Source organism: Serratia ureilytica, from assembly GCF_017309605.1.
Classification (GTDB): domain Bacteria; phylum Pseudomonadota; class Gammaproteobacteria; order Enterobacterales; family Enterobacteriaceae; genus Serratia; species Serratia ureilytica.
In genome coordinates, this window is record NZ_CP071320.1 from 4,842,837 (window position 1) to 4,869,131 (window position 26,295).

At 61.1% G+C, this 26,295-nt stretch carries 26 protein-coding genes; 11 read left to right on the plus strand and 15 right to left on the minus strand.

Features of this window, described 5'->3' with window-relative positions; genetic code table 11:
• Window positions 1-33: 33 nt before the first annotated feature.
• A complete protein-coding gene (locus J0X03_RS22930) occupies window positions 34-2,046 on the plus strand; it encodes a hypothetical protein (RefSeq protein ID WP_408987889.1) in 2,013 nt (670 codons plus the stop codon).
• A gap of 64 nt (window positions 2,047-2,110) precedes the next feature.
• Here J0X03_RS22930 and rpoH read toward each other — a convergent pair whose 3' ends face one another.
• From rpoH to ftsY, 4 genes are all read right to left on the minus strand, one after another.
• A complete protein-coding gene (gene rpoH / locus J0X03_RS22935; RefSeq protein ID WP_004934345.1) occupies window positions 2,111-2,968 on the minus strand; it encodes an RNA polymerase sigma factor RpoH in 858 nt (285 codons plus the stop codon).
• A 317-nt stretch (window positions 2,969-3,285) separates the two neighbouring features.
• A complete protein-coding gene (gene ftsX, locus J0X03_RS22940) occupies window positions 3,286-4,239 on the minus strand; it encodes a permease-like cell division protein FtsX (RefSeq protein WP_033636680.1) in 954 nt (317 codons plus the stop codon).
• A complete protein-coding gene (ftsE, locus tag J0X03_RS22945) occupies window positions 4,229-4,900 on the minus strand; it encodes a cell division ATP-binding protein FtsE (protein WP_004934337.1) in 672 nt (223 codons plus the stop codon). Before ftsE ends, ftsX begins: the two co-directional genes overlap by 11 nt.
• A 5-nt stretch (window positions 4,901-4,905) precedes the next feature.
• Window positions 4,906-6,531, minus strand: coding sequence for a signal recognition particle-docking protein FtsY (gene ftsY / locus J0X03_RS22950; RefSeq protein WP_160203892.1), 1,626 nt, complete (start codon window positions 6,529-6,531; stop codon window positions 4,906-4,908).
• A 242-nt stretch (window positions 6,532-6,773) separates the two neighbouring features.
• On the opposite strand from ftsY, the gene rsmD reads away from it, so the two are divergent.
• Entirely contained in the window at window positions 6,774-7,394 is a 621-nt protein-coding gene (gene rsmD / locus J0X03_RS22955) for a 16S rRNA (guanine(966)-N(2))-methyltransferase (protein WP_042783457.1), read from the plus strand.
• The gene (locus J0X03_RS22960) at window positions 7,384-7,656 is read left to right on the plus strand and encodes a DUF1145 family protein (RefSeq protein ID WP_004934327.1); all 273 of its coding nucleotides are present in this window, start codon (window positions 7,384-7,386) and stop codon (window positions 7,654-7,656) included. Before rsmD ends, J0X03_RS22960 begins: the two co-directional genes overlap by 11 nt.
• 3 nt (window positions 7,657-7,659) lie before the next feature.
• On the opposite strand, the gene J0X03_RS22965 is transcribed toward J0X03_RS22960, so the two are convergent.
• A complete protein-coding gene (locus J0X03_RS22965; protein WP_033644996.1) occupies window positions 7,660-8,016 on the minus strand; it encodes a DUF2500 domain-containing protein in 357 nt (118 codons plus the stop codon).
• A gap of 160 nt (window positions 8,017-8,176) precedes the next feature.
• Between J0X03_RS22965 and J0X03_RS22970 the strand changes: the two genes are divergently transcribed.
• Window positions 8,177-8,803 (plus strand): lysoplasmalogenase, encoded by a 627-nt coding sequence (locus J0X03_RS22970; RefSeq protein ID WP_033644998.1) that lies wholly within the window; start codon window positions 8,177-8,179, stop codon window positions 8,801-8,803.
• Between the two features lie 40 nt (window positions 8,804-8,843).
• Here J0X03_RS22970 and J0X03_RS22975 read toward each other — a convergent pair whose 3' ends face one another.
• Together J0X03_RS22975 and J0X03_RS22980 are read right to left on the minus strand one after the other, a co-directional pair.
• Window positions 8,844-9,221 carry an AprI/Inh family metalloprotease inhibitor gene (locus tag J0X03_RS22975; protein ID WP_025304893.1) on the minus strand — a complete coding sequence of 126 codons (378 nt, stop codon included), beginning with the start codon at window positions 9,219-9,221 and terminating at the stop codon, window positions 8,844-8,846.
• 54 nt (window positions 9,222-9,275) lie between these two features.
• A complete protein-coding gene (locus J0X03_RS22980; protein WP_033652421.1) occupies window positions 9,276-10,739 on the minus strand; it encodes a serralysin family metalloprotease in 1,464 nt (487 codons plus the stop codon).
• Between the two features lie 680 nt (window positions 10,740-11,419).
• On the opposite strand from J0X03_RS22980, the gene J0X03_RS22985 reads away from it, so the two are divergent.
• Window positions 11,420-13,738, plus strand: coding sequence for a zinc/cadmium/mercury/lead-transporting ATPase (locus J0X03_RS22985; RefSeq protein WP_160203891.1), 2,319 nt, complete (start codon window positions 11,420-11,422; stop codon window positions 13,736-13,738).
• A gap of 59 nt (window positions 13,739-13,797) precedes the next feature.
• Here the strand turns inward: J0X03_RS22985 and J0X03_RS22990 are convergent, their stop codons facing one another.
• From J0X03_RS22990 to tusA, 3 genes are all read right to left on the minus strand, one after another.
• Window positions 13,798-14,073 (minus strand): type II toxin-antitoxin system RelE/ParE family toxin, encoded by a 276-nt coding sequence (locus J0X03_RS22990; RefSeq protein WP_033645001.1) that lies wholly within the window; start codon window positions 14,071-14,073, stop codon window positions 13,798-13,800.
• Window positions 14,073-14,273 carry a type II toxin-antitoxin system RelB family antitoxin gene (gene relB / locus J0X03_RS22995; protein WP_223524348.1) on the minus strand — a complete coding sequence of 67 codons (201 nt, stop codon included), beginning with the start codon at window positions 14,271-14,273 and terminating at the stop codon, window positions 14,073-14,075. The genes J0X03_RS22990 and relB overlap by 1 nt, the downstream gene beginning before the upstream one ends.
• A 61-nt stretch (window positions 14,274-14,334) precedes the next feature.
• On the minus strand, window positions 14,335-14,580 hold the full coding sequence (gene tusA, locus J0X03_RS23000; protein ID WP_025304890.1) for a sulfurtransferase TusA: 246 nt from the start codon (window positions 14,578-14,580) through the stop codon (window positions 14,335-14,337).
• 221 nt (window positions 14,581-14,801) lie between these two features.
• Between tusA and J0X03_RS23005 the strand changes: the two genes are divergently transcribed.
• The 3 genes from J0X03_RS23005 (at window position 14,802) to J0X03_RS23015 (ending at window position 16,581) form a co-directional block, all read left to right on the plus strand.
• Entirely contained in the window at window positions 14,802-15,461 is a 660-nt protein-coding gene (locus tag J0X03_RS23005; protein ID WP_033652423.1) for a 7-cyano-7-deazaguanine/7-aminomethyl-7-deazaguanine transporter, read from the plus strand.
• Window positions 15,462-15,502: 41 nt separating this feature from the next.
• Window positions 15,503-15,937 (plus strand): GNAT family N-acetyltransferase, encoded by a 435-nt coding sequence (locus J0X03_RS23010; RefSeq protein WP_047025951.1) that lies wholly within the window; start codon window positions 15,503-15,505, stop codon window positions 15,935-15,937.
• A gap of 80 nt (window positions 15,938-16,017) precedes the next feature.
• On the plus strand, window positions 16,018-16,581 hold the full coding sequence (locus J0X03_RS23015) for a DcrB family lipoprotein (protein ID WP_025304887.1): 564 nt from the start codon (window positions 16,018-16,020) through the stop codon (window positions 16,579-16,581).
• Between the two features lie 34 nt (window positions 16,582-16,615).
• Here J0X03_RS23015 and glpC read toward each other — a convergent pair whose 3' ends face one another.
• Genes glpC through glpA form a run of 3 tightly spaced genes read right to left on the minus strand, consistent with a single transcriptional unit; the run spans window position 16,616 to window position 20,719 of the window.
• Complete coding sequence (gene glpC / locus J0X03_RS23020) at window positions 16,616-17,815, minus strand: anaerobic glycerol-3-phosphate dehydrogenase subunit GlpC (RefSeq protein ID WP_160203890.1); 1,200 nt, start codon at window positions 17,813-17,815, stop codon at window positions 16,616-16,618.
• Window positions 17,812-19,080: a glycerol-3-phosphate dehydrogenase subunit GlpB gene (gene glpB, locus J0X03_RS23025; RefSeq protein ID WP_038874127.1), complete on the minus strand. Its 1,269-nt coding sequence runs from the start codon at window positions 19,078-19,080 to the stop codon at window positions 17,812-17,814. Before glpB ends, glpC begins: the two co-directional genes overlap by 4 nt.
• Window positions 19,070-20,719 (minus strand): anaerobic glycerol-3-phosphate dehydrogenase subunit A, encoded by a 1,650-nt coding sequence (glpA, locus tag J0X03_RS23030; protein ID WP_033645008.1) that lies wholly within the window; start codon window positions 20,717-20,719, stop codon window positions 19,070-19,072. Before glpA ends, glpB begins: the two co-directional genes overlap by 11 nt.
• Before the next feature lie 364 nt (window positions 20,720-21,083).
• On the opposite strand from glpA, the gene glpT reads away from it, so the two are divergent.
• Window positions 21,084-22,439 carry a glycerol-3-phosphate transporter gene (glpT, locus tag J0X03_RS23035; RefSeq protein ID WP_033645009.1) on the plus strand — a complete coding sequence of 452 codons (1,356 nt, stop codon included), beginning with the start codon at window positions 21,084-21,086 and terminating at the stop codon, window positions 22,437-22,439.
• Between the two features lie 82 nt (window positions 22,440-22,521).
• Window positions 22,522-23,601 carry a glycerophosphodiester phosphodiesterase gene (glpQ, locus tag J0X03_RS23040; RefSeq protein ID WP_142074866.1) on the plus strand — a complete coding sequence of 360 codons (1,080 nt, stop codon included), beginning with the start codon at window positions 22,522-22,524 and terminating at the stop codon, window positions 23,599-23,601.
• A 43-nt stretch (window positions 23,602-23,644) separates the two neighbouring features.
• On the opposite strand, the gene yigL is transcribed toward glpQ, so the two are convergent.
• Both yigL and pldB read right to left on the minus strand, forming a co-directional pair.
• The gene (gene yigL / locus J0X03_RS23045) at window positions 23,645-24,442 is read right to left on the minus strand and encodes a sugar/pyridoxal phosphate phosphatase YigL (protein ID WP_033652427.1); all 798 of its coding nucleotides are present in this window, start codon (window positions 24,440-24,442) and stop codon (window positions 23,645-23,647) included.
• A gap of 4 nt (window positions 24,443-24,446) precedes the next feature.
• On the minus strand, window positions 24,447-25,490 hold the full coding sequence (pldB, locus tag J0X03_RS23050) for a lysophospholipase L2 (RefSeq protein ID WP_033645012.1): 1,044 nt from the start codon (window positions 25,488-25,490) through the stop codon (window positions 24,447-24,449).
• 147 nt (window positions 25,491-25,637) lie between these two features.
• On the opposite strand from pldB, the gene rhtB reads away from it, so the two are divergent.
• A complete protein-coding gene (gene rhtB, locus J0X03_RS23055) occupies window positions 25,638-26,258 on the plus strand; it encodes a homoserine/homoserine lactone efflux protein (protein ID WP_033645013.1) in 621 nt (206 codons plus the stop codon).
• The last annotated feature ends 37 nt before the right edge of the window (window positions 26,259-26,295 follow it).

Genomic DNA, 26,295 nt, shown 5'->3' on the forward strand with positions numbered 1-26,295 from the left:
GCACGGAACACCCGCCGCCTTCTTCCGCTGGCCATGCTGATCGGCGCCGCACTGCCGCTGGGCGGCTATGCCTGCGGCCCGGATTTTCCTAACCGGCTGCTGATCGATCGCAACGGCACCCTGCTGTATATGCCGGAGGGCAATTTCGCCTTCGAAGCCGGCCGGCTGGTGCCGACGGATAAACAGTTGCCGCACTGGCAAGCCCCGCCGCCGCCGATGCCGCCGAAACCGATGCCGCAATCGCCGGAAACGATAGCGATAGGCAAAATGCGCGCCGCCAAAACGGTGGAAGAAGCTGACGCCGTCAATACGCAGGGGTTGTCCAACGCCGCGCGTCTCTATCAACTGGGCGCCGTGGCTTTCGCCAGCCACGATCCGCGCGCCGCAGACTATTTTCAGCAGGTGCTGAAGCTACCGGCCGCCGAGCAGGGCGACTGGGGACTGCGGGCGCAGTATTCGTTTGGCCGCGTACTGATGGCTGACCACGGGACGCCGGTGAACGAATCCGGTGAAGCGGCCCCCGCCGCCGAGCACCCGCCAAAAGCCGCGCTTGAACAGGCGCTGACGGCATTCCAGCAGGTGATCGACCGGGTGAAAAGCGGCGCCGCCGATCCCGATCAGTTGGCGTTGAGCAGCCTTGGGCAGCAGGCGCGCATCCACCTGTGGCTGGGTGACGTCGCCCCCGCCGCCCATCTGTACGCGCAACAGGCGGCGCAGGGCGATCCGAGCGGCGGGCAGTCGCTGCAGTACGTCTCCAGCTTCCTGGTCAACCCCGACCATTTGGACACGCTGAAACGGATTATCGGCGATCCGTTGATCCAGCAGCTGGTGACCATTGAGCTGTTCGCCCGCAGCGGCAACCTGCAAATGGCGGATACCGACGGCAACGGCCGCTCCGCGCAAATCATCAACCAGATCCTGACGCTGCTGGACGGCTCAGTGAAAAGCGGCTTCGCCGGCAGCGATCGGCTGGCGGCGCTGGCTTACCGTTCGGGGCAGTACCCGATGGCGGCCAGCCTGCTGAAAAACGCCGGCGACAGCGGCCTGGCGTGGTGGCTGCGCGCCAAAATGGCGCTGCGCGACGGTGACGTGAAAGCCGCCACCGCCGCCTACGCCAAGGCGGCAAGTGCGTTCCCCGCCGACGAAAGCTGGGGTGAACAGCGCAACGCCGACTTCGTCGCGGAAACCATCGTGCCCGAGTGCCGGGTGGCCGGCGAACAGGCCATCCTGGCGCTGAACCGAGGCGACTATCTGCAGGCGATGGACCTGCTGTATCGCGGCAAAGCGCTCTACTGGGCCGACGTGGCCGACGTGGCGGAACGGGTGCTGACCGTCGATGAGTTGAAAGGCTTTGTCGATAAGCACGCCCCGGCGCCGACGACGCCGCTCAAGCCGGTTAATCCGGACGATTACGGCGGCCAGCAGATCACGCCGGAGGTGCAGCTGCGCGAACTGCTGGCGCGGCGGCTGATGCGCGCCGGGCGAGCGCCGGAGGCGCTGGCCTACTTCGATATCCCCAACTACCGGCAAGCGGCGCAGCAGTTCGCCGACGAGCTGAAGGCCGCCAAGGACAAATCCGCTGCGCCGCTGGCGCGCGCGCAGGCTTACTATCGCGCCGCCAACCTGCTGCGCGCCCAGGGGCTGGAGTTCACCGGCTATGAGATGACGCCGGATTACGCCATCTATGGCGCCGGCTATTCCTATCTGGGGGATGCGTTCGATACCCGCGAACTGAAGCATAAAAGCTGGATCGACAGCGCCGAAGCGGCGCGCGCCAAGGCGGCGCTACCGGCGGAAGACAACCGTTTCCTGCACTATCGCTGGCAGGCGGTGGGGCTGGCGCAACAGGCGGCCGATCTGCTGCCGCCGAAGAGCCAGGCCTATGCCGCCGTGCTGTGTAACGCCGCCAGCTGGGTTATCAAACGCGATGCCAAAACCGGCCGGGCGCTTTATCAGCGCTATATCAACACCGGCACCCGTTATCCGTGGGCGGCGAAATTCGGCTACGACTGCCCGGCGCCGGACTTCGCCGCCGTGGCGCCATAACGCCGAATTTCAGGCACTAAAAAGCCCGGCTTGCCGGGCTTTTTTTATCGAATCTCGCATCGACTCAGGCTTCGATCGCCATTTTCAGTTTCTTCATGGCGTTCTTTTCCAGCTGGCGCACGCGTTCGGCGGAAACGCCGTACTGATCGGCCAGCTCCTGCAGCGTCGATTTGTTGTCGTCATCCAGCCAACGGGCGCGGATGATATGCTGGCTGCGCTCGTCCAGACCTTCCAGCGCATAGGCCAGTTTGTCTGCGGCGTTGCTTTCCCAGTTATCTTCCTCGATGCCTTCGGCGAAGTCCGAGCTCTTATCCTGCAGGTACAGCACCGGCGCCATCGACTGGCCATCGCGGGCCTCGTCGTCCGGAGTCGGATCGAACGTCATGTCCTGCGCCGCCATGCGCGATTCCATCTCGCGCACGTCTTTGCTGGTGACGCCCAGCTCACGGGCCACCAGTTCCACTTCGTCCTGGTTGAACCAGCCCAAACGCTGTTTGGTTTTGCGCAGGTTAAAGAACAGCTTGCGCTGCGCTTTGGTGGTCGCCACTTTCACGATGCGCCAGTTGCGCAATACGTACTCGTGGATTTCCGCCTTAATCCAATGCACCGCAAAGGAAACCAGACGCACGCCGACTTCCGGGTTGAAGCGGCGAACGGCTTTCATCAGGCCGATGTTGCCTTCCTGAATCAGATCCGCCTGCGGCAGACCGTAGCCTGAATAGTTGCGGGCAATATGAGCGACAAAGCGCAGGTGAGACAGGATGAGCTGCTTAGCGGCATCCAGATCGCCCTGATAATGCAGCCGTTCAGCCAGCTCCCGCTCTTCCTCTGCCGTCAGCATCGGATAGGCGTTGGCTGCCCGGATATAGGCTTCCAAGCTACCTTGGGGTACTAAGGCTAAAGTTTGCATTTCTTTGGTCATTCAAACCCTCTCTATGAGAATACAAAATCATGCAGGTGATTATTACAGCGGGGAAATGATTGATTCTACGGCAGTTGCTGAAGCAAAAGCGGTTCCACACGCCGGGCACCTTAACATTTGCTGCAATTTTTGACCGTACTCCGCCCTAAAAGTTCACCCTTTTTTGCAAGCATTGTTGCTGACAATACGTGACGAGGGTGCAGGCCGATAGGGAATTTGTGCGCTAAGAAGAGAGGGATGGTGCTGACTTCGCTTGAGGTCACTCTTCTCCCGCAACGCGATCAAAAGCAGCAGGAGAAGAGTATACCAAAAAAATCTTACTGTGGTGTAAATCGGCGTAAATGTTGCACCGTCGCCAGCCAGGCGGCGATCCAGCCGATCATCGCGGAGATGATCAGCAGCAGCAGCGCCTCATCCCAGCCCAGCCCGTGCAAGGTGAAGGTGGTGCCGAATACCTTGGCCACCCCGGCGACCACCGACTCCAGCTGCCACACCAGCGCGCCGGACAACACCAGCGACAGCAGCGCGCCGGCAAAACCCAGCATCGCCCCGCCGTTGAGGAACGGCCGCAGAATAAAGCCGTCGGTGGCACCGATCAGCTTCATCACGTTAATGGTGTCGCGGCGGCTGAAGATGCTCAGACGCACGCTGTTGCCGATCACCAGGAACACCGCCACGATCATCAGCACGCCGATGATCGCCGCGATCTGACCCGCCAGCCCGGTCAGCGCCGCCAGGCGGGCAAACCAGCTGTCATCCATACGCACTTCTTCCACGCCCTGCACCGCCGCTACGCGATCGCGCAGGGTGTTGAGGGTATCCGAACTCTGGAAGCTCATCTTCGGCGTGACGATCGCCACCGCCGGCAGCGGGTTCTCTTCCAGCATGTCCAGCGCGCCGCCAAAGCCCGACCAGTTGCGGAACTCGCCGCGCGCTTCTTCACGCGACAGGTAATTGACCTTCTCCACGCCGGCTTCCGCCTTGATGGCGTCGAGCACTTTCAGCGCGGCGTCGTCATCGAGCGATTTATCCAGATAAACGGTCAGCTGCGGCGTTGGATACCACTGGCTGGCCGCGGTGCTGACGTTTTTCCACACGATGTAGCACACGCTCGGCAGCGTCAGGGAAATGGCGATCACCATCACCGTCAGCAGCGTCGCCAACGGCTGACGCAGCATGTCTTTGATGGCGTTCATCCAGGCGTAACGCCACTGTTCGCGCCAGCCGCCGCGCAGCGCCTTGCTCTTGGCGGTTTTTGCGTTATTGGCCATGGTGAGCGCCCCCTTGCATGCGGCCCTGGCTCAGCGTCAGGATGCGGTAATTGCGGCGGGCGATAAGCCCGGTGTCGTGCGTCGCCATCAGTACGGTCACGCCGACGCGGTTGAATTCTTCAAACAGGCGCAGAATGCCTTCCGACAGCGCATCATCCAGGTTACCGGTCGGTTCATCCGCCAGCAGCACCGCCGGCTTGTTCACCACCGCACGGGCGATGCCCACGCGCTGCTGCTCACCGCCGGACAGCTGAATCGGGAAGTTTTTCGCTTTATCCAGCAAACCGACCTTGTCCAGCGCGGCGGAAACGCGGCGGCGGATATCTTCGGTGCTGGCGCCGGCGATGATCAGCGGCATCGCCACGTTGTCATACACCGTGCGATCCAGCAGCAGGTGGTGATCCTGGAAGATCATGCCGATCTGCCGACGCAGGAACGGCACCTCGCGGTTTTTCAAGCGACTGATGTCGTGACCGCCAAACCAGATGTGGCCGGCGCTGGGCCGTTCGATACCGCAAATCAGTTTCAGCAGGGTACTTTTCCCCGCGCCGGAATGGCCGGTCAGAAACGCCATCTCCGCCGGGCGCAGATGGAAATCAACCCCCTGCAGCGCTTGCCGTCCGCCCAGATAAGCTTTACTGACCTGTTCAAAGCGAATCATCCGTATTAATCCTCTCGGGCAAAAAGTGCCTCAATAAAATCGTCAGCCTTAAACGGCCGCAAATCTTCGATGCCTTCCCCGACGCCGATATAGCGGATCGGGATACCGAACTGATCGGCGATGGCGAAGATCACCCCGCCCTTGGCGGTACCGTCCAGTTTAGTCAGCGTGATGCCGGTTAAGCCCACGGCCTCATTAAATAATTTCGCCTGACTGACCGCATTCTGGCCGGTGCTGGCATCGAGCGTCAGCATAACCTCATGGGGGGCCTGGTCGTCCAGTTTTTTCATGACGCGGACGATCTTCTTCAGCTCTTCCATCAGGTGCGATTTGTTCTGCAGACGGCCGGCGGTATCGGCGATCAACACATCAATGCCGCGCGCCTTGGCGGCCTGCACTGCATCGAAGATCACCGAAGCGGAATCCGCGCCGGTATGCTGCGCCACCACCGGAATGCGGTTGCGTTCACCCCACACCTGCAGCTGCTCCACCGCGGCGGCGCGGAAGGTATCCCCCGCCGCCAGCATCACCGACTTGCCTTCCGCCTGGAATTGACGCGCCAGCTTGCCGATGGTGGTGGTTTTACCCACGCCGTTCACGCCGACCATCAAGATGACATACGGGGTTTTCCCGCTGACATCCAGCGGCTGATCGACCTTGGCCAGAATTTCGGACATTTCCTCCTTCAGCTTGCCGTACAGCGCTTCGGCATCTTTCAGCTGCTTGCGGCTGGCGTGCTGGGTCAGGGAGGTGATGATTTTGCGCGTGGTATCCACGCCGACGTCAGCGATCAGCAGCTGTTCTTCCAGCTCGTCGAACAGATCGTCGTCGATCTTTTTACCGCGGAACAGCCCCATAAAGCCGGAGCCGAGGTTTTGTTTGGTCTTCAGCAGGCTGCGTTTCAGGCGGGCGAAGAAGCCTTCTTTGGTCGGCCTTTCCTGTTCTTGCGCCGCGGCCGGCACCACCGGCTCAAGCGGTTCTTCTTCCACTTCCGGCACGGATTCAGGTTCAACGACCGGCACCGGCTCAGGTTGGACGACCGGCTCAGGTTGGACGACCGGCTCAGGTTCGACGACCGGCTCAGGCTCGACGACCGGCTCGGGTTCAACCACCGGCTCGGGTTCAACCACCGGCTCAGGTTCGACGACCGGCTCAGGCTCGACGACCGGCTCGGGTTCAACCACCGGCTCGGGTTCAACCACCGGCTCAGGCTCAACGACCGGCTCTGGCTCGACGACCGGCTCAGGTTCAACGACCGGCTCAGGCTCAACGACCGGCTCAGGCTCAACGACCGGTTGCTGTTGCACCGCCACCTGTTCGGTGACGCTGACGATCTCTTCGGCCAGCGCTTGCGCCGCCGGCTGTTCAGCCGCCGCCGGCAAATTTTCCGCGATTTGCTCGCCGGCCTGACCGTTATCCCACTCTCCCGGGGTGTCGACGGAGGCGGCAGGTTCAGATTCCTGGGCGGGGAGCTTGTCGTCCAGCTTGGCGGCGGCCGGTGCAGCCGGCGTCTCCGCGGCCTGAGCTTCCGCCTGCTCTACCGGCTGCTCAGGTTGCTGTTGCTCTTCTTCCTTTTCCTTCTGGCCAAAGCCCAGCCAGGAGAAAAACCCACGTTTCTTATCTTTTGCCATGTTATGACTCTACTCCGTACCGAAGGCTCGCTTACCCTACATACCTGAAGGATATATGCTGACAATAATCCGCCGAGTCTATCACTTTCCCTCGCGCAGCAACACGCATCCGGCATGCTTTCCGGTGTGAAAGCAGACAACAAAGTTTTACCGTTCCCCCCGACGCCCGTCACCGGTAGAATAGGGACAACTTTTCGTTAACCTCTGCGGCCCCGCGCCGCAAAAGAAATCAAACAACGCTTATGACAAGACTCTCGCCACGGGCGGCGGCCAAAAAACCGCCCCAGGCCGCAGCCGGACAGATCCGCATCATCGGCGGCCAATGGCGCGGCCGTAAGCTCCCGGTGCCGAACAGCCCGGGGCTGCGCCCCACGACCGATCGGGTACGCGAAACCCTGTTCAACTGGCTGGCGCCGGTGATTCAGGGCGCGCGCTGCCTGGACTGCTTCGCCGGCAGCGGCGCATTAGGGCTGGAAGCGCTGTCGCGCTATGCCGGCAGCGCCACGCTGTTGGAATTCGAGCGGCCGGTGGCGCAGCAGCTGGAAAAAAATCTGGCGCTGCTGCAGGGCAAAGGGGTGGTTATCAACACCAACGCGCTGAGCTGGCTGGCGGGCGACGGTCAACCGTTCGACGTGGTGTTCCTCGATCCGCCGTTTCGCAAAGGCCTGCTGGCGGAGACCGTCTTGTTGCTGGAGCAGCGGGGCTGGCTGGCCGACGAGGCCTGGATCTATGTAGAAGCCGAGGCGGAAAGCGCCGCGGCAGACGTGCCTGCCAGCTGGCAGTTGCACCGGGAGAAGGTCGCCGGCCAGGTGGCTTATCGCCTTTATCTTCGTTCGCAAGAGAAAACCGACCATGCTGATTAATCTGGGCCGCCTGCTGATGCTGTGCGTATGGGGCTTCCTGCTCTCTAACCTGTTCCATCCGTTTCCCAAGCCGCTGAAGTATTTCATCGATGTGGCGCTGTTCTTTATGGTGGTGATGCACGGCCTGCAGCTGGTGCTGTTGAAATCCACCCAGCCGAAGGATCAGCCGATCAGCTACTGGCAAGAGGCCAAGATCTTTATATTTGGCGTGTTCGAGCTGCTGGCCTGGCAAAAGAAACAGCCGCCCATCAAGAAAAAGTGACCGCTACGGCTGAACGGTGAACGAGACGAAGCGCGTGCCCTGCATGTTTAACGTGCCCTGCGCGCCTTTTTCTATCGGGTTGTACTGCCATTGCTTCAGCCGCAGCGTAATGTTTTCACCGCCCTGGTTAGGGCTGAACACCACCTCGTAATACATCGGCTCGTTGACCAACGGCTCGCGCTGCGGCGCACGGGTCTTGGCGACCGGGAAGCTCCGCTTGTCACTCACCGTCACCTGCAGACTGCGCATCGGCGCGCGATCGTTTTCCGCCTCCTGCTGGCGCTGTTTGAAGTAACGTTGCGTGGCCAGCACGGCGATCAACGCAATGACGGCGACAAAAAATAACGGTGGCTTACTCATCGGTTTCCCATTTCCTTCACGGTCAAATCGGCGTAAACATAGCATTCTCAAGAAAGCATTGTCGATCGTCGGCAGGCTACCTACACTGAAATGAAGAAGTGACATGGGTGACAGTTTGGAGCCGGTGGTTGCGGCTCCCTCCTACATAAGGAAGACATAAATGAGTTGGCCGTTCCTTGCCGTATTCTTTTCCGGTTGGCTGTTCGTCGACGCCTCTTACCGTGGGCCGCGCTGGCAGCGTTGGGTGTTCAAACCCGTCACGCTGCTGCTGCTGTTGCTGTTGGCCTGGCAGGCGCCGGTGCTCAGCGCCGCGGGCTATCTGATCGTACTCGGCCTGCTGGCGACACTGATCGGCGATGCGCTGCTTCTGTTGCCGCGCGAGCGGGTGCTGTACGCCATCGGCGCCTTTTTCCTGTCCCACTTGCTGTACACCCTGAGTTTCGCCAGCCAGATGACGTTCAGTCTGTTCTGGCCGCTGCCGCTGGCGCTGCTGGCGATCGGCGCATTGCTGCTGGCCGCCCTTTGGACCCGGTTGGAAGAGATGCGTTGGCCGATCGTCACCTATGTGGCGATGACGCTGCTGATGGTCTGGCTGGCGGGCGAGCAATATTTCCTGCGCAGCACCGATTTCGGCTTCTCGCTGCTGACCGGCACCTCGCTGCTGCTGCTGGCCAACGTGGTTTGGCTGCTCAACCGCTACCGCTTCACCTTCCGCGCGGCGGACGCCATCGTGGCTTTCTGTTACTTCTCCGGCCACTTCCTGATCGTGCGTTCGCTCTACCTGTAGAGACCTGCCGCGGGTTCGGCGCGCCGAACCCGTTTCTTCATCAAGCCAGCGCTTTCAACGTCAGGGCATCACCCGCACCCAGCTGATTGCGGTACAGATCGCCGTCGCGCGAGAAGAACGCCAGCGTGCTGCCATCCGCCTGCAGCAGGGCGATGCCGTCCGGCGCCGGGCGCCAGCCCACCACCTCGGCCGCAAATACGCTTTGCAGACAACGCTGCCGATCCACCAGCTGGTAGCCGTTGGTCTCGCTTTGCTCATTGGCCAGAAACTCGATTTGGCATTGCCGTTCGCTGTCGGCTACCTGCCATTGCCCCGCCAGCGACTGCGCGGTCGGCAGCGCCAGACTGCCGGCCATCACCGCACTCGTCACCATCATGCCTCCCGCCGCCAGGGCGGCGCGCGTTAAAGTACCTTTCATACCGGCTCCCACATCACGCCCGGCCGAGACTGCGCCGGGCGCTCCGTTGCTGCGTTACACGATAAAGTCAGTGGCGACGTCTACCTGACCGACGATTTTCACCAGGAAGTCCGGCGCCTGATGACCACCGATGTTCACCGACAAATCGGTCACGTTGTTGGACGCGTTGTAGCTCAGCAGCGCTTCACCCGCCGCGCCGCTGAAGTGATCGACGAAGTGAATGAAATCGCTGCTCTGCGCCTCTTTGTTGAAGAACGACAGATCAATCTTGTCGATCCCTTTCTGGAAGTCGCGGATCCAGTCTGAAGCGCCCGGCGCGGAATCGCTGGCGGCAGAGAACACGAAGATGTCTTTACCGGCACCGCCCCACAGCTCATCCGCCCCGCCGCCGCCGAACAGCACGTCGTTACCCGCGCCGCCTTTCAGCACGTTATTGGCCGCGTTGCCGACGATCACGTCGTTGCCGGAACCGCCAATGGCGTTCTCGATGGTCACACCGGCGGCGATCGAGACGTTGCCTTTCAGGCCGCCCACGTCGGAGAACGACTTCTCGTTCAGGTTGATGCGCTGGTTAGCGGTATAACCGGAGAAGTCGAAGGTATCGTTGCCGCCCGCATCCCACACCGCAAAGATCAGTTTTTGCGCGTTGCTGGTGGTGCTGAGGAAGTCACGACCGGTGTTGGAGTTAAAACCGTACACGGTGTCGCCGGTGCGGGTCGACAGGTTGGCGCCATACAGATGTTGAATGGCGGCAATGTCATCCAGCAGCGGAGCTGCGGCGTAATGACCGCCGTTATCGCCACCGGTGTTGGTTTCGCTCCAGTAGCTCATCAGGCTGAACTGGCGGGTGTCTTCCGCATAAGTGACGTCGCGATAGGTCGGGTTGCCTTCACCGGCGTTGTAATCGCCCGGGTGGCTCAGACCCAGCGCATGGCCAATCTCGTGGGTGAACGTCTGGCGGCCGTAGTCTTCGGTCGCCGGATGCTTCACGTTGGACTGGTTGACGTTGTACCAGGTCTGGCCCCCCAGATCCTGCCCCTGCCAAATGGTGTTCGGCAGGAAGGCGTAGGCCTGGGTGCCGTAATCATAGTGGCCGGGACGATCCTGGCTGTAGTTACCGAAGGTGATGTTGGCCTTTTGTCCGGCCGCCACTTCGGTAAAGGTGATATTGGCGACGTCGGCCCAGGACTGCAGCGACAGCTTAGCCTGCTGCTGCTGTTCCGCGCTGAACTTGCTCAGCCCGGTGTCGCCGGCGACGTTGGTGGAAGAGAACTTATAGTCCGGGAAGGAGAAGGTTAATTTGACCGGCTGGCCAAATACCTTGTAACCGTTCCAGGTTTGGTTCTCACGGGTAATAAACAGCCCAGCTTGCTCGTTAGAAAATGAATCCTTGCCATTAATCTGAATCCCGTTGCCCCGCTCATGATAATGCAACAGGTCGTCTACAGCATCGTAGCCGGTTGTGGCGGCCGCGAAGTTGGATTCAGTAATTTCAATTGCCTTTTTAGTAGATTGCATTGGTTCGATTCCACTCATTACCTGATTGATATCAATCAGACAGATAGACATAACCTCCCCGTAAGCCACGGTTAATGAACCTTAAGCTTGCTGGAAGGGGCTTATGCGCCGTTGCCGGCAGTGTGTTTGGTAGAATTAATGCATATATATCAGCAAATAAGATCACCATTAAAAATGGTAATCGATTCCAATTATAGGCAGGACCGCAAAACTGAACATAAAATAATCAACCATTTATTATCGCAACGAAAGTTTGTTATGCTACTTTTTGCGCTTATTTACAAAACAAATGAAACTTAGAGAGGAGAAGTTGGCACCAAACTTCAATAGCAATGCGGCTTGCAGACACAAGCGAATCATGCTGGCTAATCAGGCGCAAAAAGATAAATTTTGCTAACGCGTTATAGATAAATAACTCTTTATTATTAGACCGGGCGACTTTTTAGTTTCTATAGGAATATTATTTTCTTATTTAAACTAACGGCGGCGAGACTTTTTCTCGAAATAGGTAATAAGAAAAAGCAATAGATTAAAATTCGCATTATTCATTATTGAATGAATCCCCCCATAACGCCTGAACGCCGTTAGCAATAATTCTCATCCGGCGCTTGACTCTGGAGTGGACTCCAGGGTGTAGAGTCAGCTGAGCAAACCCGGTTAACTGCCCGAAGGGGGACGTTATGCACAATCAGCAAAATCATAATCATCAGGAACATCACCACGCCGAAGGCGGATGCGGCTGCAACCACAGCCACAGCAAAACCCAGCATGGCTGCAGCAGCGAGCCGAAAAACGTCGCTGCGCAGACCGAACACGCCCATCACCATCACGATCATGGCGAGAGCGGCTGCTGCGCCGCCGCCCACGGCGATCCGGACGAGGAAAGCGACAGGCTGGCCGCCGCTCCCCCTTCCGGCAGCCAACGTTTCAGCTGGAAAGTCACCGGTATGGACTGCCCCAGCTGCGCCAAGAAAATCGAAAATGCCGTCACCGCGCTCCCCGGCGTTGACAGCGCACGCGTATTGTTCGCCACCGAAAAACTGGTGGTCGACGCACAGTCCGATATCAGCCTGCGGATCCAGGACGCGGTCGCCCAGGCCGGTTTTACCCTGCTCGGCGCTCAGACAGCCAAAGATGCCGTGCCAAAAGCCTCGCGCTTCGGCGAATTTGCGCCGCTGCTGTTGTTAACCACCCTGATGGTGGTCAGCTGGGTGCTGGATCGGATTAACCCGGAGCTGGGTCGCATCGCCTTTATCGCCACCACGCTGGTCGGGTTGGCGCCGGTCGCCGCGAAGGCGCTGCGTCTGATTCGCTCCGGCACGCCGTTCGCCATCGAAACGCTGATGAGCGTGGCGGCCATCGGCGCGCTGTTCATTGGCGCCACCGCCGAGGCGGCGATGGTGCTGCTGCTGTTTATGGTTGGCGAGCTGCTGGAATCCTACGCCGCCAACCGTGCGCGGCGCGGGGTGAAGGCGCTGATGGAGCTGGTGCCGGAAGATGCGCTGCTGCTGCAAGGCACGGAACGCAAACGCGTGCCGGTCGCCAGCCTGCGCCCCGGCGACGTGATTGAAATCGCGCCCGGCGGGCGTCTGCCGGCCGACGCCGAACTGCTCAATCCGTTCGCCAGCTTCGACGAAAGCGCCCTGACCGGCGAATCGGTGCCGGTCGAGCGTCAACGGGGGGAAAAAGTGGCCGCCGGCAGCCTATCCGTCGATCAGGCGGCACAGATGAAGGTGATCTCAGAGCCCGGCAAAAACGCCATCGACCGCATTCTGCAATTGATTGAAGAGGCCGAAGAGCGCCGCGCGCCGATCGAACGCTTCCTCGATCGCTTCAGCCGCTACTACACCCCGGCCATCATGCTGCTGGCCGTCGCGGTGATCCTGGTGCCGCCGCTGCTGTTCTCGCAGCCGTGGGAGACCTGGATCTATCGCGGCCTGACGCTGCTGCTGATCGGCTGTCCATGCGCGCTGGTGATCTCGACGCCGGCGGCCATCACATCCGGGCTGGCCGCCGCCACGCGGCGCGGCGCGCTGATTAAAGGCGGTGCGGCGCTGGAGCAACTGGGCCAGATTCAAACCATCGCCTTCGATAAAACCGGCACCCTGACCGAAGGCAAGCCGACGGTCACCGACGTGCTGCCCATCGGCGCGTTGACCGAACAACGGCTGTTGCAGCTTGCCGCCGCGGTAGAGGCCGGTTCGCATCACCCGCTGGCGCAAGCGATCATTAACCGCGCCGCCGCCAGCGGGGCCGAGCTGCCGCTGGCGCAGGCGCGCCGCGCGCTGGCCGGCGTCGGTGTGGAAGGGATCGTGGACGGCAAGACCGTGCTGATCAGCGCGCCGGGCAAGCTGGCGCCGGGCCTGCTCGCCACCCAATGGCAGAGCCAGGTAGACAAGCTGGAAAACGCCGGTAAAACGGCGGTGGTGGTGCTGGAAGACGGCGCGCCCATCGGCTTGCTGGCGCTGCGTGATACGCTACGCAGCGACGCCAAACAGGCGATAGCCGAACTGAACGCGCTGGGTATTCGCGGCGTGATGCTGACCGGGGACAACCCGCGCGCCGCCGCGGCGATCGCCGGCGAGCTGGGCCTCGACTATCGCGCCGGTCTGTTGCCGGAAGATAAGGTCGCCGCGGTTACCGAGCTGAACGAACTGCGCCCGACGGCGATGATCGGCGACGGCATCAACGACGCCCCGGCGATGAAAGCCTCCAACATCGGCATCGCCATGGGCAGCGGCACCGATGTGGCGCTGGAGACCGCCGACGCCGCCCTGACCCACAACCGGCTGGTGGGCGTCGCGGAAATGATCCGCATCTCGCGCGCCACCCACGCCAATATCCGGCAAAACATCACCATCGCGCTGGGATTGAAAGGGGTCTTTCTGATCACCAGCCTGCTGGGGTTAACCGGGCTGTGGCTGGCAGTGCTGGCGGACTCCGGCGCCACCGCGCTGGTCACCGCCAACGCGCTGCGGCTGTTGAGAAAGCGCCAATAACGTGACGCCAGGCCGGGTTCCTCAATGGGAACCCGCCATTATCGATTGCAGCGAAGATACTAAGGATATTGTCGGCGCGTATGTAACACCCGCAACACCCGGATGTGAGTTTCCAGCACCTGGTAAATCAGGAGATAATGGGGATGCAAGGGGATTTCATGCGTGCCGTCCACTCTGCCACGCCGGAAAATTCGAGGATGCCTGGCGGCGGGAGTGACGGCCTCCATGATGAGAACCTTCATTTTTCTGGCCGCCAGAGGGTTATCGTTGGCGATGAATCCCACAATCTCCGCCAGATCCTGACGTGCGGCTCGAGTCCATTCGATGTTGAGCATTATGCCTGCTTCGCGTTGATCCTGGCTTCTGCAGCAGCGATAACAGCATCCATTTCAGCCATCACGTCATCATGAGGAATACCGGGCCACGGCTCATCCATGGCTTCCTGAACTCTTTCAAGAAACCAGCGCTCATAGCCCTGTGTGTGTTCCTCATTTTCCATCTTGGCAACCGTAGGCAGTAGTAAAATACTCATCATCGTTTGTCCCTTTCGAACGCTCCCCAATCGCAGGGAGCTTATCTTACGAGACGATTAAAAACTATACACCTTTACGTAACAGATAACGGTATGGCGCCTGCTCGGTCTCCTGCGCCACCAGCGTGTGCTCCATAAAGCGGCAGAACCCCGGGATATCGCGGGTAGTGGCCGGATCGTCGGCGATAATCAGCAGCGTTTCGCCGTTGTCCATATGGCGCACGGTTTTGCGCACCATCATCACCGGTTCCGGGCAACGCAGCCCCAGCGCGTCGAGCGTCTGGTCTGCCTGGGCAAATAAGTCAGTCATGCAATTTTTCTCGTTCAAAAACGATCGGCGAACGCTCGCCGCATCTCATTAGCGCCTAGTTTACGCCGGTAGTTTTTCTGCGCAAGATGCGTTAACGTTTGCGTTAAATTTAACCATTGCATTGGTTGCGCAAACGCGTATCATGCCGCCGCGCAGCGTTTTTTGCTGTTTTGACAAGACACACTGGGTTCCCTCACCCCACTGCTAAAAAGGCTACAAGTATGTATTCGTTTACCGCACAGCAGCGCTTCACGGCGTTGGTCTGGCTTTCGCTGTTTCATATCGCCATCATTACCTCCAGCAACTACCTGGTGCAGCTGCCGATCAGCGTTTTCGGCTTCCATACCACCTGGGGCGCCTTTACCTTCCCGTTTATCTTCCTGGCGACCGATCTGACCGTGCGCATCTTCGGCGCGCCGCTGGCGCGGCGCATCATCCTGGCGGTGATGGTGCCGGCGCTGTTCATCTCCTACGTGATCTCCACCGTCACCTATCAGGGAGAATGGCAGGGCTTCGCCGCGCTGAGCAGTTTTAACCTGTTCGTGGCGCGCATCGCGGTGGCCAGCTTTATGGCCTATGTGCTCGGCCAGATCCTCGACGTACACGTCTTCAACCGCCTGCGTCAACGCAGCGCCTGGTGGGTGGCGCCGGCGGCGGCGATGTTCCTCGGCAACATCAGCGATACGCTGGCGTTCTTCTTCATCGCCTTCTATAAGAGCAGCGATCCCTTCATGGCCAACAACTGGGTGGAGATCGCGCTAGTGGATTACAGCTTCAAGGTGATGATCTGCCTGCTGTTCTTCCTGCCGATGTACGGCGTGTTGCTGAACATGCTGCTCAAACGCATCGCGGCGCGCAGCGGCAGCCTGCAGCCGGGCTGAGTCGTGTTATTCTGGGCGGCCCTATCCTTTGGAGGCCGCTCATGACCCCAATCGTCCGCACCGCCACGCTCGAAGAAATCCACCGCCTTTACCAACGCATCCCCGAATTCGGCGGCCTGCACAGCCTGGCCGATCTGCAGCAACGTATCGGCGCCGCCCCCGCCAGCCTGTTGATCGCCGAGATAGGCGGGCAGCCGGCCGGTTTCAAACTCGGTTATCAACGGCAGGAAACGGTGTTTTACAGCTGGCTGGGCGGCGTGCTGCCGGCATTCCGTCGCCACGGCGTGGCGCAGGCCTTGTTGGCCGAACAAGAGCGCTGGGCGCGGGCGCAGGGCTATCGCCAACTGACGGTCAAAACCCGCAACCGGTTCCTCGCCATGCTGACGATGCTGCTCGCCCATCACTATCAGATTGTTCATCTGGAAAAGAAAGGCGAAGTGGCTGATTATCGGCTATTACTGGAAAAAAACTTGTGACAACATCTGCCTTGCATTTCAACCTGGAATAGGTTGCGATACGACAGTGAATCCCTACCGGAAAGGAAGAAGGAAGCCCGATGCGTAAAGTAGCGAAATTGATGGGTATCAGCCTGCTGGCGCTTGGCCTCGCGGCCTGCGACGGCAACACCAAAGACACCAAGGCAGCGCCAGACGGCGCGGCGGCCAGCGCGCCGGCCGGGCAGCAGGTGAGCCTGCTGGACGGTAAACTGGCGTTCACCCTGCCGGTCGGCATGGCGGATCAGAGCGGCAAGCTGGGCAACCAGGCCAACAACATGCATGTTTACGCAGACAGCACCGGTCAGCGCGCAGTGATCGTCATCTTGGGCGACAAGACCGCCGACAGCCTGGAGACTCTGGCCAAGCGCCTGGAGAACACCCAGCGCGCGCGTGACGCCAACCTGCAGGTGATCACCAACAAAGCGCTCGACGTCAACGGTGTGCCGCTGCGTCAGCTGGACAGCATCATCACCAGCGGCGGCGAGAAAGCCTATTCTTCCGTCCTGATCGGTTCGCTGAACAACAACATGCTGACCATTCAGGTGACGCTGCCGGCGGACAACCAGCAGCAGGCGCAGACCGAAGCCGAAGGCATCATCTCCACCCTGAAACTGAAGCAGTAATCCCGCAGGGGCCGGTTCGCCGGCCCCTGAGTCTTTATGTCAACGCCTGCGCCAGCAGGGTGATCGGGTGTTCGCAGCGTTTGCTGGTGGACATTTCGATCTGCCACTTGCAGGTCTCGCAGTCGGTCACCACCAGATCCACTCCGCTCTCTTCTATCTGCCGGAACAGCGGCGCGCCAATGCCTTGCGACGTGGCGTAGTTCTCCGATTTGAACCCGTAAGTGCCGGCGATGCCGCAGCACTGCGAATCCAGCACCACCAGCTCCAGCCCCGGTATCTGCCGCAGCAGCTCCAGGGTATAGGCGGTCCAGCCCATCTTCTCCATATGGCAAGGCGTGTGATAAGCCACCCGCAGCGGCGTGCGCTTGAGCGGCAGGCTGCGCCCCTGATTGATCAGGCGATAGAGATAGCGCGTCGCCAGCTCCACCCGATCGCGCACCGCAGTGGTGTCTACGTCCAGCAGATGAGGGTATTCGTCACGCAGGGTGAAGGTGCAGCTCGATGAGGTCGCCACCACCGGAATGCCGCGCTCCAGCACCGTTTCCTGCAGCGATTCGGCATTGACCCTGGCCTGCTTTTTAGCCTGCTCGATAAATCCGTTGGCGATCAGCGGCACGCCGCAGCATTTCTCGCGTTTCAGCAGTTGCACGCCGATATCCAGCGCGTTGAACACCCGGACCAAATCCTTGCCCAGCTGCGGGTGGTTATAGTTGACGAAGCAACCGTGGAAAAATGCCACCTGCTCGGCGTAACGCTGCTGAGCCTGCGCCTGTTGCCGGTACCAGCGGCGGAAGGTGCCGAAGGAATATTTCGGCAGTTCGCGCCGGTGATCGATCTTCAGCGCCTTGTCCAGCAGCTTGCGCACCGGTTTCAACCCGGTGGCGGCGTTGACGATCGGCGCAAACGGCGTCGACAGCGATCCCATGATATCGGTATGGCTGAGGATGGCATCGCGCAGCGTCGGCTTGCTCTGGGCGAAGTCGGCGCGGGCGCGCTGAATGATGTCGCCGATTTTGACGTCGGACGGGCAGGCCACTTCACAACGCTTGCAGTTGGTGCAGTATTTCAGCGCTTCGTCGTACAGCGCCGGGTCTTTCAGCCGCAGCCGCTCGCCGTCCGGCCCCGCCTGTTTCGGCCCCGGGTAGAGTGGGTTCACTTTGGCGACCGGGCAGTAAGTGGTGCAGACGGTGCATTTGATGCAGCTTTCAAAGCTGTGGTCCCGATGCAGGCTCATACGTTCTCCTCCGCGGCGATCTGCTGCGCGACGTGCAGCGCGCCGATCAATGACACGCCGGCGCCGCAGCCCTGCTGCAGCGGATCGTAGCCGCCGGCGACCGCGCCGATGGCGTACAGGTTGTCGAACGGCACTCCCTGCTTCATCGCCCGCAACCTGCCGTCGGTACGCACGCCGAACTGCAGGTAAGGCTGCGGCGCGAACAGCTCGCGTCGGCTCCAGTCGGCGCGATCCGCCCGACTGTGTACGTCCAGCCCGAAGATCGGTTCGCGCACCCCGTCGAAATCGGCCACCAGCCCATTGCTGAAGAAGCTGCCGCTGGCCAGCACCACCTGCTGCGCCCGCAGCGGAATATCGCCGTGGTTGCGGGTGTACAAACCGGTGACGCGGCCGGCCTCGCTCTCGGCGCGCAGCACGCTGTCGCCCGGCATGAAAACGCCGCCCAACTGCTGGAAACGTCGCCGCAGCGCCTGATGCAAGCGCATGCCGGGCACCGAAGGCGGCAACGTCGGCAGCAGTCGGATCGGCTTGCCGACCGCATCCTGCAGCACCGCCAGCGACGCGTCGTCCTCCAGGCCCAGACAGGCCGGCAGGAAGAGCGCCTCGGCCTCGCCCGCCAGCCGCCGCAGCTCTTCGGCCATCGGCGGCAGGCTTTCCATCAAATCCAGTACCCGGGCGATGTTCACCGCGCGGAACTCGCTGGGGTTATTGCGCAATCTGTCCAGCGCCGGCATGTGCAGATAGGCCACGTCCGTCTGCACGCCGAGCTCGCGGCTCAGGGCGTCGGCGGCCATCTGCGGTTGGAAGTCGAGGAACCCTTCGATGCCGATCACCGCAATACGCCGCCACGGCAGTTGGCCGGTCAGCGGCAGCGTCGGGATCGCCTGCGGGCTGAGCCAGGTGGCGCGGCGCGTGCCGAGCGGCGTGATGCGCAGATGGTTGTTCACCCCCTCGCCCTGCAGATTCAACCCGCAGCGTTCCAGCAGCCGCTGCGCGGCGGCGGACAGCGCCGCCACCCGGCCGGGCCCGATCAGGGCGTACGGATGCTGCGGCGCCTGTTGCGCCAGCTGCGGCAACGCCGCCAGCGGCATCTCGACCGGCGTGCCGTCCGGCAATCTCGCCAGCAGATCGAGCGAGCCGGAGGAGAAGTAGAGCGCGCTCTGGCCAGAACTGACCACCGCGCAGCGCTTGCCCTGTTCGGCCACGGCAATGGCGCAGCTCAGGCCCGCCAGACCACCGCCAATCACCACGACGTCAAATCGCATCATCCGCCTCCTGCTCCTGGTCGGCCTGGGCTTCAAGCCCGCATAATCCCTGGTAAACCCAGCTGGTGAATTCGCTCTCGCGCAGCGCATCGCCCCAGGCGATCGGCCGTACGCCTTTCCAGCGTTCGTTGAGGAACTGCGACAGCTGCGCGATGGATTGCTGCGGCGTGCTGACGTTAAAGCGCGTCAACAGCCCGGCGGCGCGGCAGGCGCAGAGTTCGCCCTGGCAGGTGCCCATGCCGACACGGGTGCGGCGGCGCAGATCCACCAGGTTATTGACGGTCAGCGAGTTGACCGCATAGCGCACTTCCCCGGCGGTCACCGCCTCGCATTCGCACACCAGGCTGGTGTCGAGCCGATCGGCCGCCGGCACCTGGCTGGCGCGATCGCCGTGCCGATAGATCGCCGAGCCGCGAATGCTGGCGGGCAGAGAAACCACGCTGCGCACCGTTTCCTCCGCCGACTGACGGGATCCGGGCAGCGCGTCCTGCGCGGTGGTGCACGGACTATTTACGCCGAGCTTTTCGCATACCTTGTCGGTGGCCCACTCCGCCATCAGGCGGTAGGTCATCAGCTTGCCGCCGGTAATGGTGATAAACCCTTCCAGCCCGTCGCGGGCGGCGTGATCGAGCAGCACGATGCCGCGGCTGACGTTGCGCCCGCTGGGATCGTCGTCGCTGGCCACCAGCGGCCGCACCCCGGCATAGGCGCGCAAAATGCGGGTCTGCGCCAGGGTGGGCGCCAACAGCGCCCCTTCGCGGATCAGAATGTCCACCTCCTGCGGGGTCACCAGCATGTTGTCAATTTGGTCGTAGTCGATATGGGTCGAGGTAGTGCCGATCAGCGAGATGGTGTCGCCCGGCACCAGGATGTCGGCGTCCGCCGGTTTGCGGCAGCGGTTGATCACCATGTTGTTGATGCGATGGCCGAGGATCAGCAGCGCTCCCTTGGCCGGGAACATGCGGATGCGCAAATCGGCGTATTCGGCGATCTGCTGGCCCCAGATGCCGGCGGCGTTGACCACCACCGGCGCGTGCAGCTCATAGCGCCGCTGATTCTGATGGTCGTAAACGCGCACGCCCGTCACCCGATCGCCACTGCGCAGCAACCCCACCACCTGATGGTAGGTCAGGATCTGCGCGCCGTGCTCGCGCGCGTCCAGCATATTGGCGGCGGTCAGCCGGAAGGGATCGACGGTGCCGTCCGGCACCCGCACCGCGCCGATCAGCGCCGGGTTAGCCGCCGGCTCCAGTCGCAGCGCCAGCTGCGGGTCGATCGCTTCGGCGTCGATGTCGGCCTGGCGACAGGCGGCGATAAACTGCTGCTGATAGTCCAGCGAGTCTTGCGGCAAGGTGATGAACAGCCCGTCGGTGCGCTCGATACAGTGATGCGCGATGCGTTTCAGGATGCGGTTCTCTTCTATGCATTCGCGCGCCGACTCGCCGTCGGTCACCGCATAGCGCGCGCCGCTGTGCAGCAAACCGTGGTTGCGGCCGGTGGCGCCGGTGGCGATGTCGTGGCGCTCCAGCAAAATGCATCGCAAGCCGCGCCGCGCACAGTCGCGGGCAATGCCTGCGCCGGTGGCGCCGCCGCCGATGATGATCACATCCGTTTCGCCGCCGTCAAAATAGCTGCTCATGTCGCTCCCTCAGGATCGGTAGTTATGAGCCTATTGAGCCACGGTTATTAGGGTCTTTGTTTGATAAGGAACAATAACGAACATAAAACGAAATAAAAATGTCCACAAAAAACCATCAATGTGATCATAATCACGATTTTTGGACGTTTTTCTATTTCATAACGTTAACGAATCGCTCAAAATCCGCCGTGGTTTCATGAAAGTGTAACAATTGCGCCATTCGTCACAGCGACACCAGGCGTATTTGATGACAATGGCGCTCGTTATGGAACACAAAAACACCACATTCGATATCCGCTCAATCATCAAATGAACGTAAAAGGTCATATTGATGTGATAACAGATAAAGCCATCGGAGGCGCTCATGTTGAGTATTTTTAAGCCAGCCGCACACATCGCCCGTGTGCCGAGCGATAAGGTAGACCCGCTCTACCGTAAGCTGCGCTGGCAAATTTTCCTGGGGATCTTCTTCGGTTACGCCGCCTACTATCTGGTGCGTAAGAACTTCACCCTGGCCATGCCTTACCTGATCGAACAAGGCTTCAGCCGCGGTGACCTCGGCTTCGCGCTGTCGGGCATCTCCATCGCCTACGGCTTCTCCAAATTCATCATGGGTTCGGTCTCCGACCGTTCCAACCCGCGAGTGTTCCTGCCTGCCGGCCTGATCCTGGCGGCGGCGGTGATGTTGTTCATGGGCTTCGTGCCGTGGGCAACCTCCAGCATCGCCATCATGTTCGTCCTGCTGTTCCTGTGCGGCTGGTTCCAGGGCATGGGTTGGCCGCCGTGCGGCCGCACCATGGTGCACTGGTGGTCGCAGAAAGAACGCGGCGGCATCGTCTCCATCTGGAACTGCGCCCACAACGTGGGCGGCGGCCTGCCGCCGCTGCTGTTCCTGCTGGGCATGGCCTGGTTCAACGACTGGCACGCGGCGCTGTACATGCCGGCCTTCGGCGCCATCCTGGTGGCCCTGATCGCCTTCGGCCTGATGCGCGACACCCCGCAATCCTGCGGCCTGCCGCCGATTGAAGAGTACAAAAACGACTACCCGGACGACTACAGCGAAAAAGACGAAGAAGAGCTGACCGCCAAGCAGATCTTCATGCAGTACATCCTGCCGAACAAGCTGCTGTGGTACATCGCGGTCGCCAACGTGTTCGTCTACCTGCTGCGTTACGGCATTCTGGACTGGTCGCCGACCTACCTGAAAGAAGTGAAGCACTTCGCGCTGGACAAGTCTTCCTGGGCCTACTTCCTGTATGAATACGCCGGTATCCCGGGCACCCTGCTGTGCGGCTGGATGTCGGACAAAGTGTTCAAAGGCAACCGCGGCGCCACCGGCGTGTTCTTCATGACGCTGGTGACCATCGCCACCGTGGTGTTCTGGATGAACCCGGCCGGTAACCCGACCGTGGACATGATCTGTATGCTGGTCATCGGCTTCCTGATCTACGGTCCGGTAATGCTGATCGGCCTGCACGCGCTGGAGCTGGCGCCGAAGAAAGCCGCCGGCACCGCCGCGGGCTTCACCGGCCTGTTCGGCTACCTGGGCGGCTCGGTTGCGGCCAGCGCCATCGTCGGTTACACCGTAGACTTCTTCGGTTGGGACGGCGGCTTCATGGTGATGATCGGCGGCGGCGTACTGGCGGTTATCCTGCTGCTGCTGACCATGCTGAACGAGAAGAAACACCACGCGGAAATCGCTGCCGGCAAGCGCGGCTAACCGTCACACGACTTTTGCATGATTTAAAGGCCGCCCTGCGGCCTTTTTACTACCCTGCCCCCAACAACACGGAGAAAACGGAATGCGGACTCAAGTCAAAGCCCTGCTGACAGGGATCATTCTCGCCACCTCAATGGTCAGCGCCGCGCAGGCGGCGGACAAAGTGGTGATCGCCCACCGCGGCGCCAGCGGCTACCTGCCGGAACACACCCTGCCGGCGAAGGCGATGGCCTACGCGCAAGGCGCCGATTACCTCGAGCAAGATCTGGTGATGACCAAGGACAACGAGCTGGTGGTGCTGCACGACCATTACCTCGATCGCGTCACCGACGTCGCCGAACGTTTCCCGAACCGCGCACGCAAAGACGGCCGTTATTACGCCATCGACTTTACGCTGGCGGAGATCAAATCGCTGAAGTTCACCGAAGGCTTTGACATCGAAAACGGCAAGAAGGTACAGGGCTACCCTGGCCGCTTCCCGATGGGCAAATCCGACTTCCGCGTCCACACCTTCCAGGAAGAGATCGAGTTCGTACAGGGTCTGAACCATTCGACCGGCAAAAACATCGGCATCTATCCTGAAATCAAAGCGCCTTGGTTCCACAAGCAGGAAGGCAAAGACATCTCCAGCAAAGTGCTGGCGGTGCTCAAGCAGTACGGTTACACCGGCAAGAACGACAACGTCTACCTGCAGTGCTTCGACGCCAACGAGCTCAAACGCATCAAGAACGAGCTGGAGCCGAAGCTGGGCATGGATCTGAAGCTGGTGCAGCTGATCGCCTACAACGACTGGCAGGAAACCTACGAGCAGAAAGCCGACGGCAAGTGGGTGGAATACGACTATGACTGGATGTTCAAACCGGGCGCGATGAAGAAAATCGCTCAGTATGCCGACGGCATCGGGCCGGACTACCACATGCTGGTGGTGGCGGATCAATCCAAACCGGGCCACATCGTGCTGACCGACATGGTGAAAGAAGCGCACGCCAGCAAGCTGGCGGTGCATCCGTTCACCATTCGCGCCGATGCGCTGCCGAAGTACGTGACCGACGTGAACCAACTGTATGACGTGATTTACAACCAGGCAGACGTCGACGGCGTGTTCACCGACTTCCCGGACAAGGGCGTGCAGTTCCTGCAGAAGCAGGGCCAGCACAAGTAATAACAAGGGCGCCGCAAGGCGCCCTGATTATTTAAAGGTTATTTCAGAGGAACATCTTGCGCAGGTAGTGCGGCACCGCGTTATCGGCATTGGAACCGATCACCTCCAGCTCCGGCAGCATATCCTTCAGGCGCTGATGCGCATCGCGCATGATGCAGCCCTTGCCGGCCATCGACAGCATCTCCAGATCGTTCATGCCGTCGCCGAAGGCGATGCACTCTTGCAGCGTATAACCGATGATCTTGGCCACTTCTTCCAGCGCATGCCCTTTCGACACGCCGCCCGCCATCACTTCCAGGCAGGTCGGGAACGAGAAGCTGACGTTGACCCGATCGCCCCAGCGGGCGTTGATGGCGTCTTCCACCTGCAGCAACCGCTCGTGGTCTTCACAGGTGAAGTAAACCTTGCAGACGCCGTCGGTTTCCAGCAGGCCCGGCTCGAACAGCTGATATTTGAACACCGACTCCTGGAAGAACTCTTCCTGCTCCGGGCTTTCGCGGTTGGTAAACCAATCGTCGTTGCGGTAGACGTTGGTGGTGATCTGCGGATCGTCGTGCAGCATGCCGTACAGATCGCGGGCGATATCCCCGTCCAGGTTATGGCTGAAGATCAGCTCGCCGGCCGTGTTGTGCACCCGCGCGCCGTTGGAGGTGATCATAAAGGCGCTGATTTCCAGGCTGTCGCGGATCTGCGCCACGTCGATGTGGTGGCGGCCGGTGGCGAACACGAAATGCACGCCTCGCTGGGTCAGCAACTTCAGCGTTTCTTTGGCGTACGGCGACAGGGTATGGTCGGGAGACAGCAGCGTGCCATCTAAATCGGAAGCGACGACGTGATACATAGCGTTATGTTCTAACCTCTGATGGAGTTGTCGGCGGCAGCGCGCCGCCTAAGTGTTGAGCAAAGAAGCGCAGGATTGCGTTCAGTGCTTCGGCGCGCATCGCGTCCCGCTCGAACAGGATCTCATGGCGTGCGCCGTTGATAACCCACGGAAGCCCCCCTTCGCAAGGGCGCCCCGCGTCTGACAGAGCCTGACAAAAAGCCTGGTGCGAACGGTTGTCGACCACCCGTTCTTCACCGGCCTGCAAAAGCAACAGCGGCGTTGTGATTTTCCCGGCCTGCGCGATGATCTGCCGGCCAGCGCGGATGCTCTCACGCACCCAATGGTAAGTCGGCCCGCCCACCTGCAGCTCGGGATAGTCGGCGTAATAACGCAGGCTGCGCCGGTAGCGCTCGCGGCTGTGGGTCAACACGTTGACCACATAGGGCAGCGGACGCCACTGGCCGGTGCCCACCGCGTAATAATCACGGATCGCCGGGCGTGTCTCCACCCAGTCGAGAATGCGGTCGGCCAGCCAGCCCGGCATCGGCAGCTGGATGCCGAACATCGGCGCGCAAAACGCCGCCGCGTCGAACGCCTGCGGCCGGCGCTGCAGGAACTGCGCCAGGATCGCGCCGCCCATCGAATGCGCCAGCGCGAAACGCTGCCGGTAACCGCGCGACTCGACCTCGCGCAGCCACAGCTGCTCGAAATCGTCCACGTAGTCGGCAAAGTTTACCACATGACCGCGGTGCGTATCCGCCAGTAAACGCCCGGAGCGCCCCTGGCCGCGATGATCGACGATCACCACGTCGTAACCGCAGTGGAACAGGTCGTAGGCCACCTCAGGGTATTTCACGTAGCTTTCGATGCGGCCGGGGCTGACCACCACCACCCGCTGATGCCGCGCGGAACGGAAACGCACAAAGCGGATCGGCACGCCGTCCACGCCGCTGAACTCGCCTTCTTCGCGCTGCCGCCAGAAATCCAGCAGCGGCCCGGTGGCGAAGGCAGCGAACTGCGTTTCACGCGTTAACCAGTCATCGGAGCTGAGAGTGAACGAGGTCATCGAGAGCGTTTTCCCTGTGGAGCCGGCGGAAAATGTGACCGCTGGCACAAGAAATCATACTAGCGTATTGTGATTCAATTCTGACAAAAAACGGCGCCGCCTCGGCGCATTGTGGCACAAAACGACACTTTCAGGGAGCCGAGAACCATGACCTTGGACTGGTGGTTAACCTACCTGCTGACCACGCTTATCCTTAGCCTCTCCCCCGGATCCGGCGCCATCAACACCATGAGCACCGGCATCAGCCACGGCTATCGCGGCGCCGCCGCGTCAATCGCCGGGCTGCAGGTCGGGCTGAGCGCGCACATCGTGCTGGTGGGCATCGGCCTCGGCGCGCTGATATCGCAATCGCTGCTGGCGTTCGAGCTGCTGAAATGGCTGGGCGCCGCCTACCTGGTGTGGCTCGGCATCCAGCAATGGCGCGCCGCCGGCGCGCTGGATCTGCATGCGCTGGCGGGCAGCATGCCGCGCCGCCGCCTGTTCCGCCGCGCAGTGCTGGTCAACCTGACCAACCCGAAAAGCATCGTGTTCCTCGCCGCGCTGTTCCCGCAGTTCATCTTGCCCCATCAGCCGCAGGCCGAACAGTATCTGGTGCTCGGCGTCACCACCGTGGTGGTGGATATTCTGGTGATGATCGGTTACGCCACCCTGGCGACGCGCATCGCCGGCTGGCTGAAGACCCCGCGTCAAATGCAGCTGCTCAACCGGGTGTTCGGTTCGCTGTTCATTTTGGTGGCGGGGCTGCTGGCGACCGCCCGCAAAGCCTGACAAAAAAGGCCGGGCATCGCTGCTCGGCCTTGGGCAT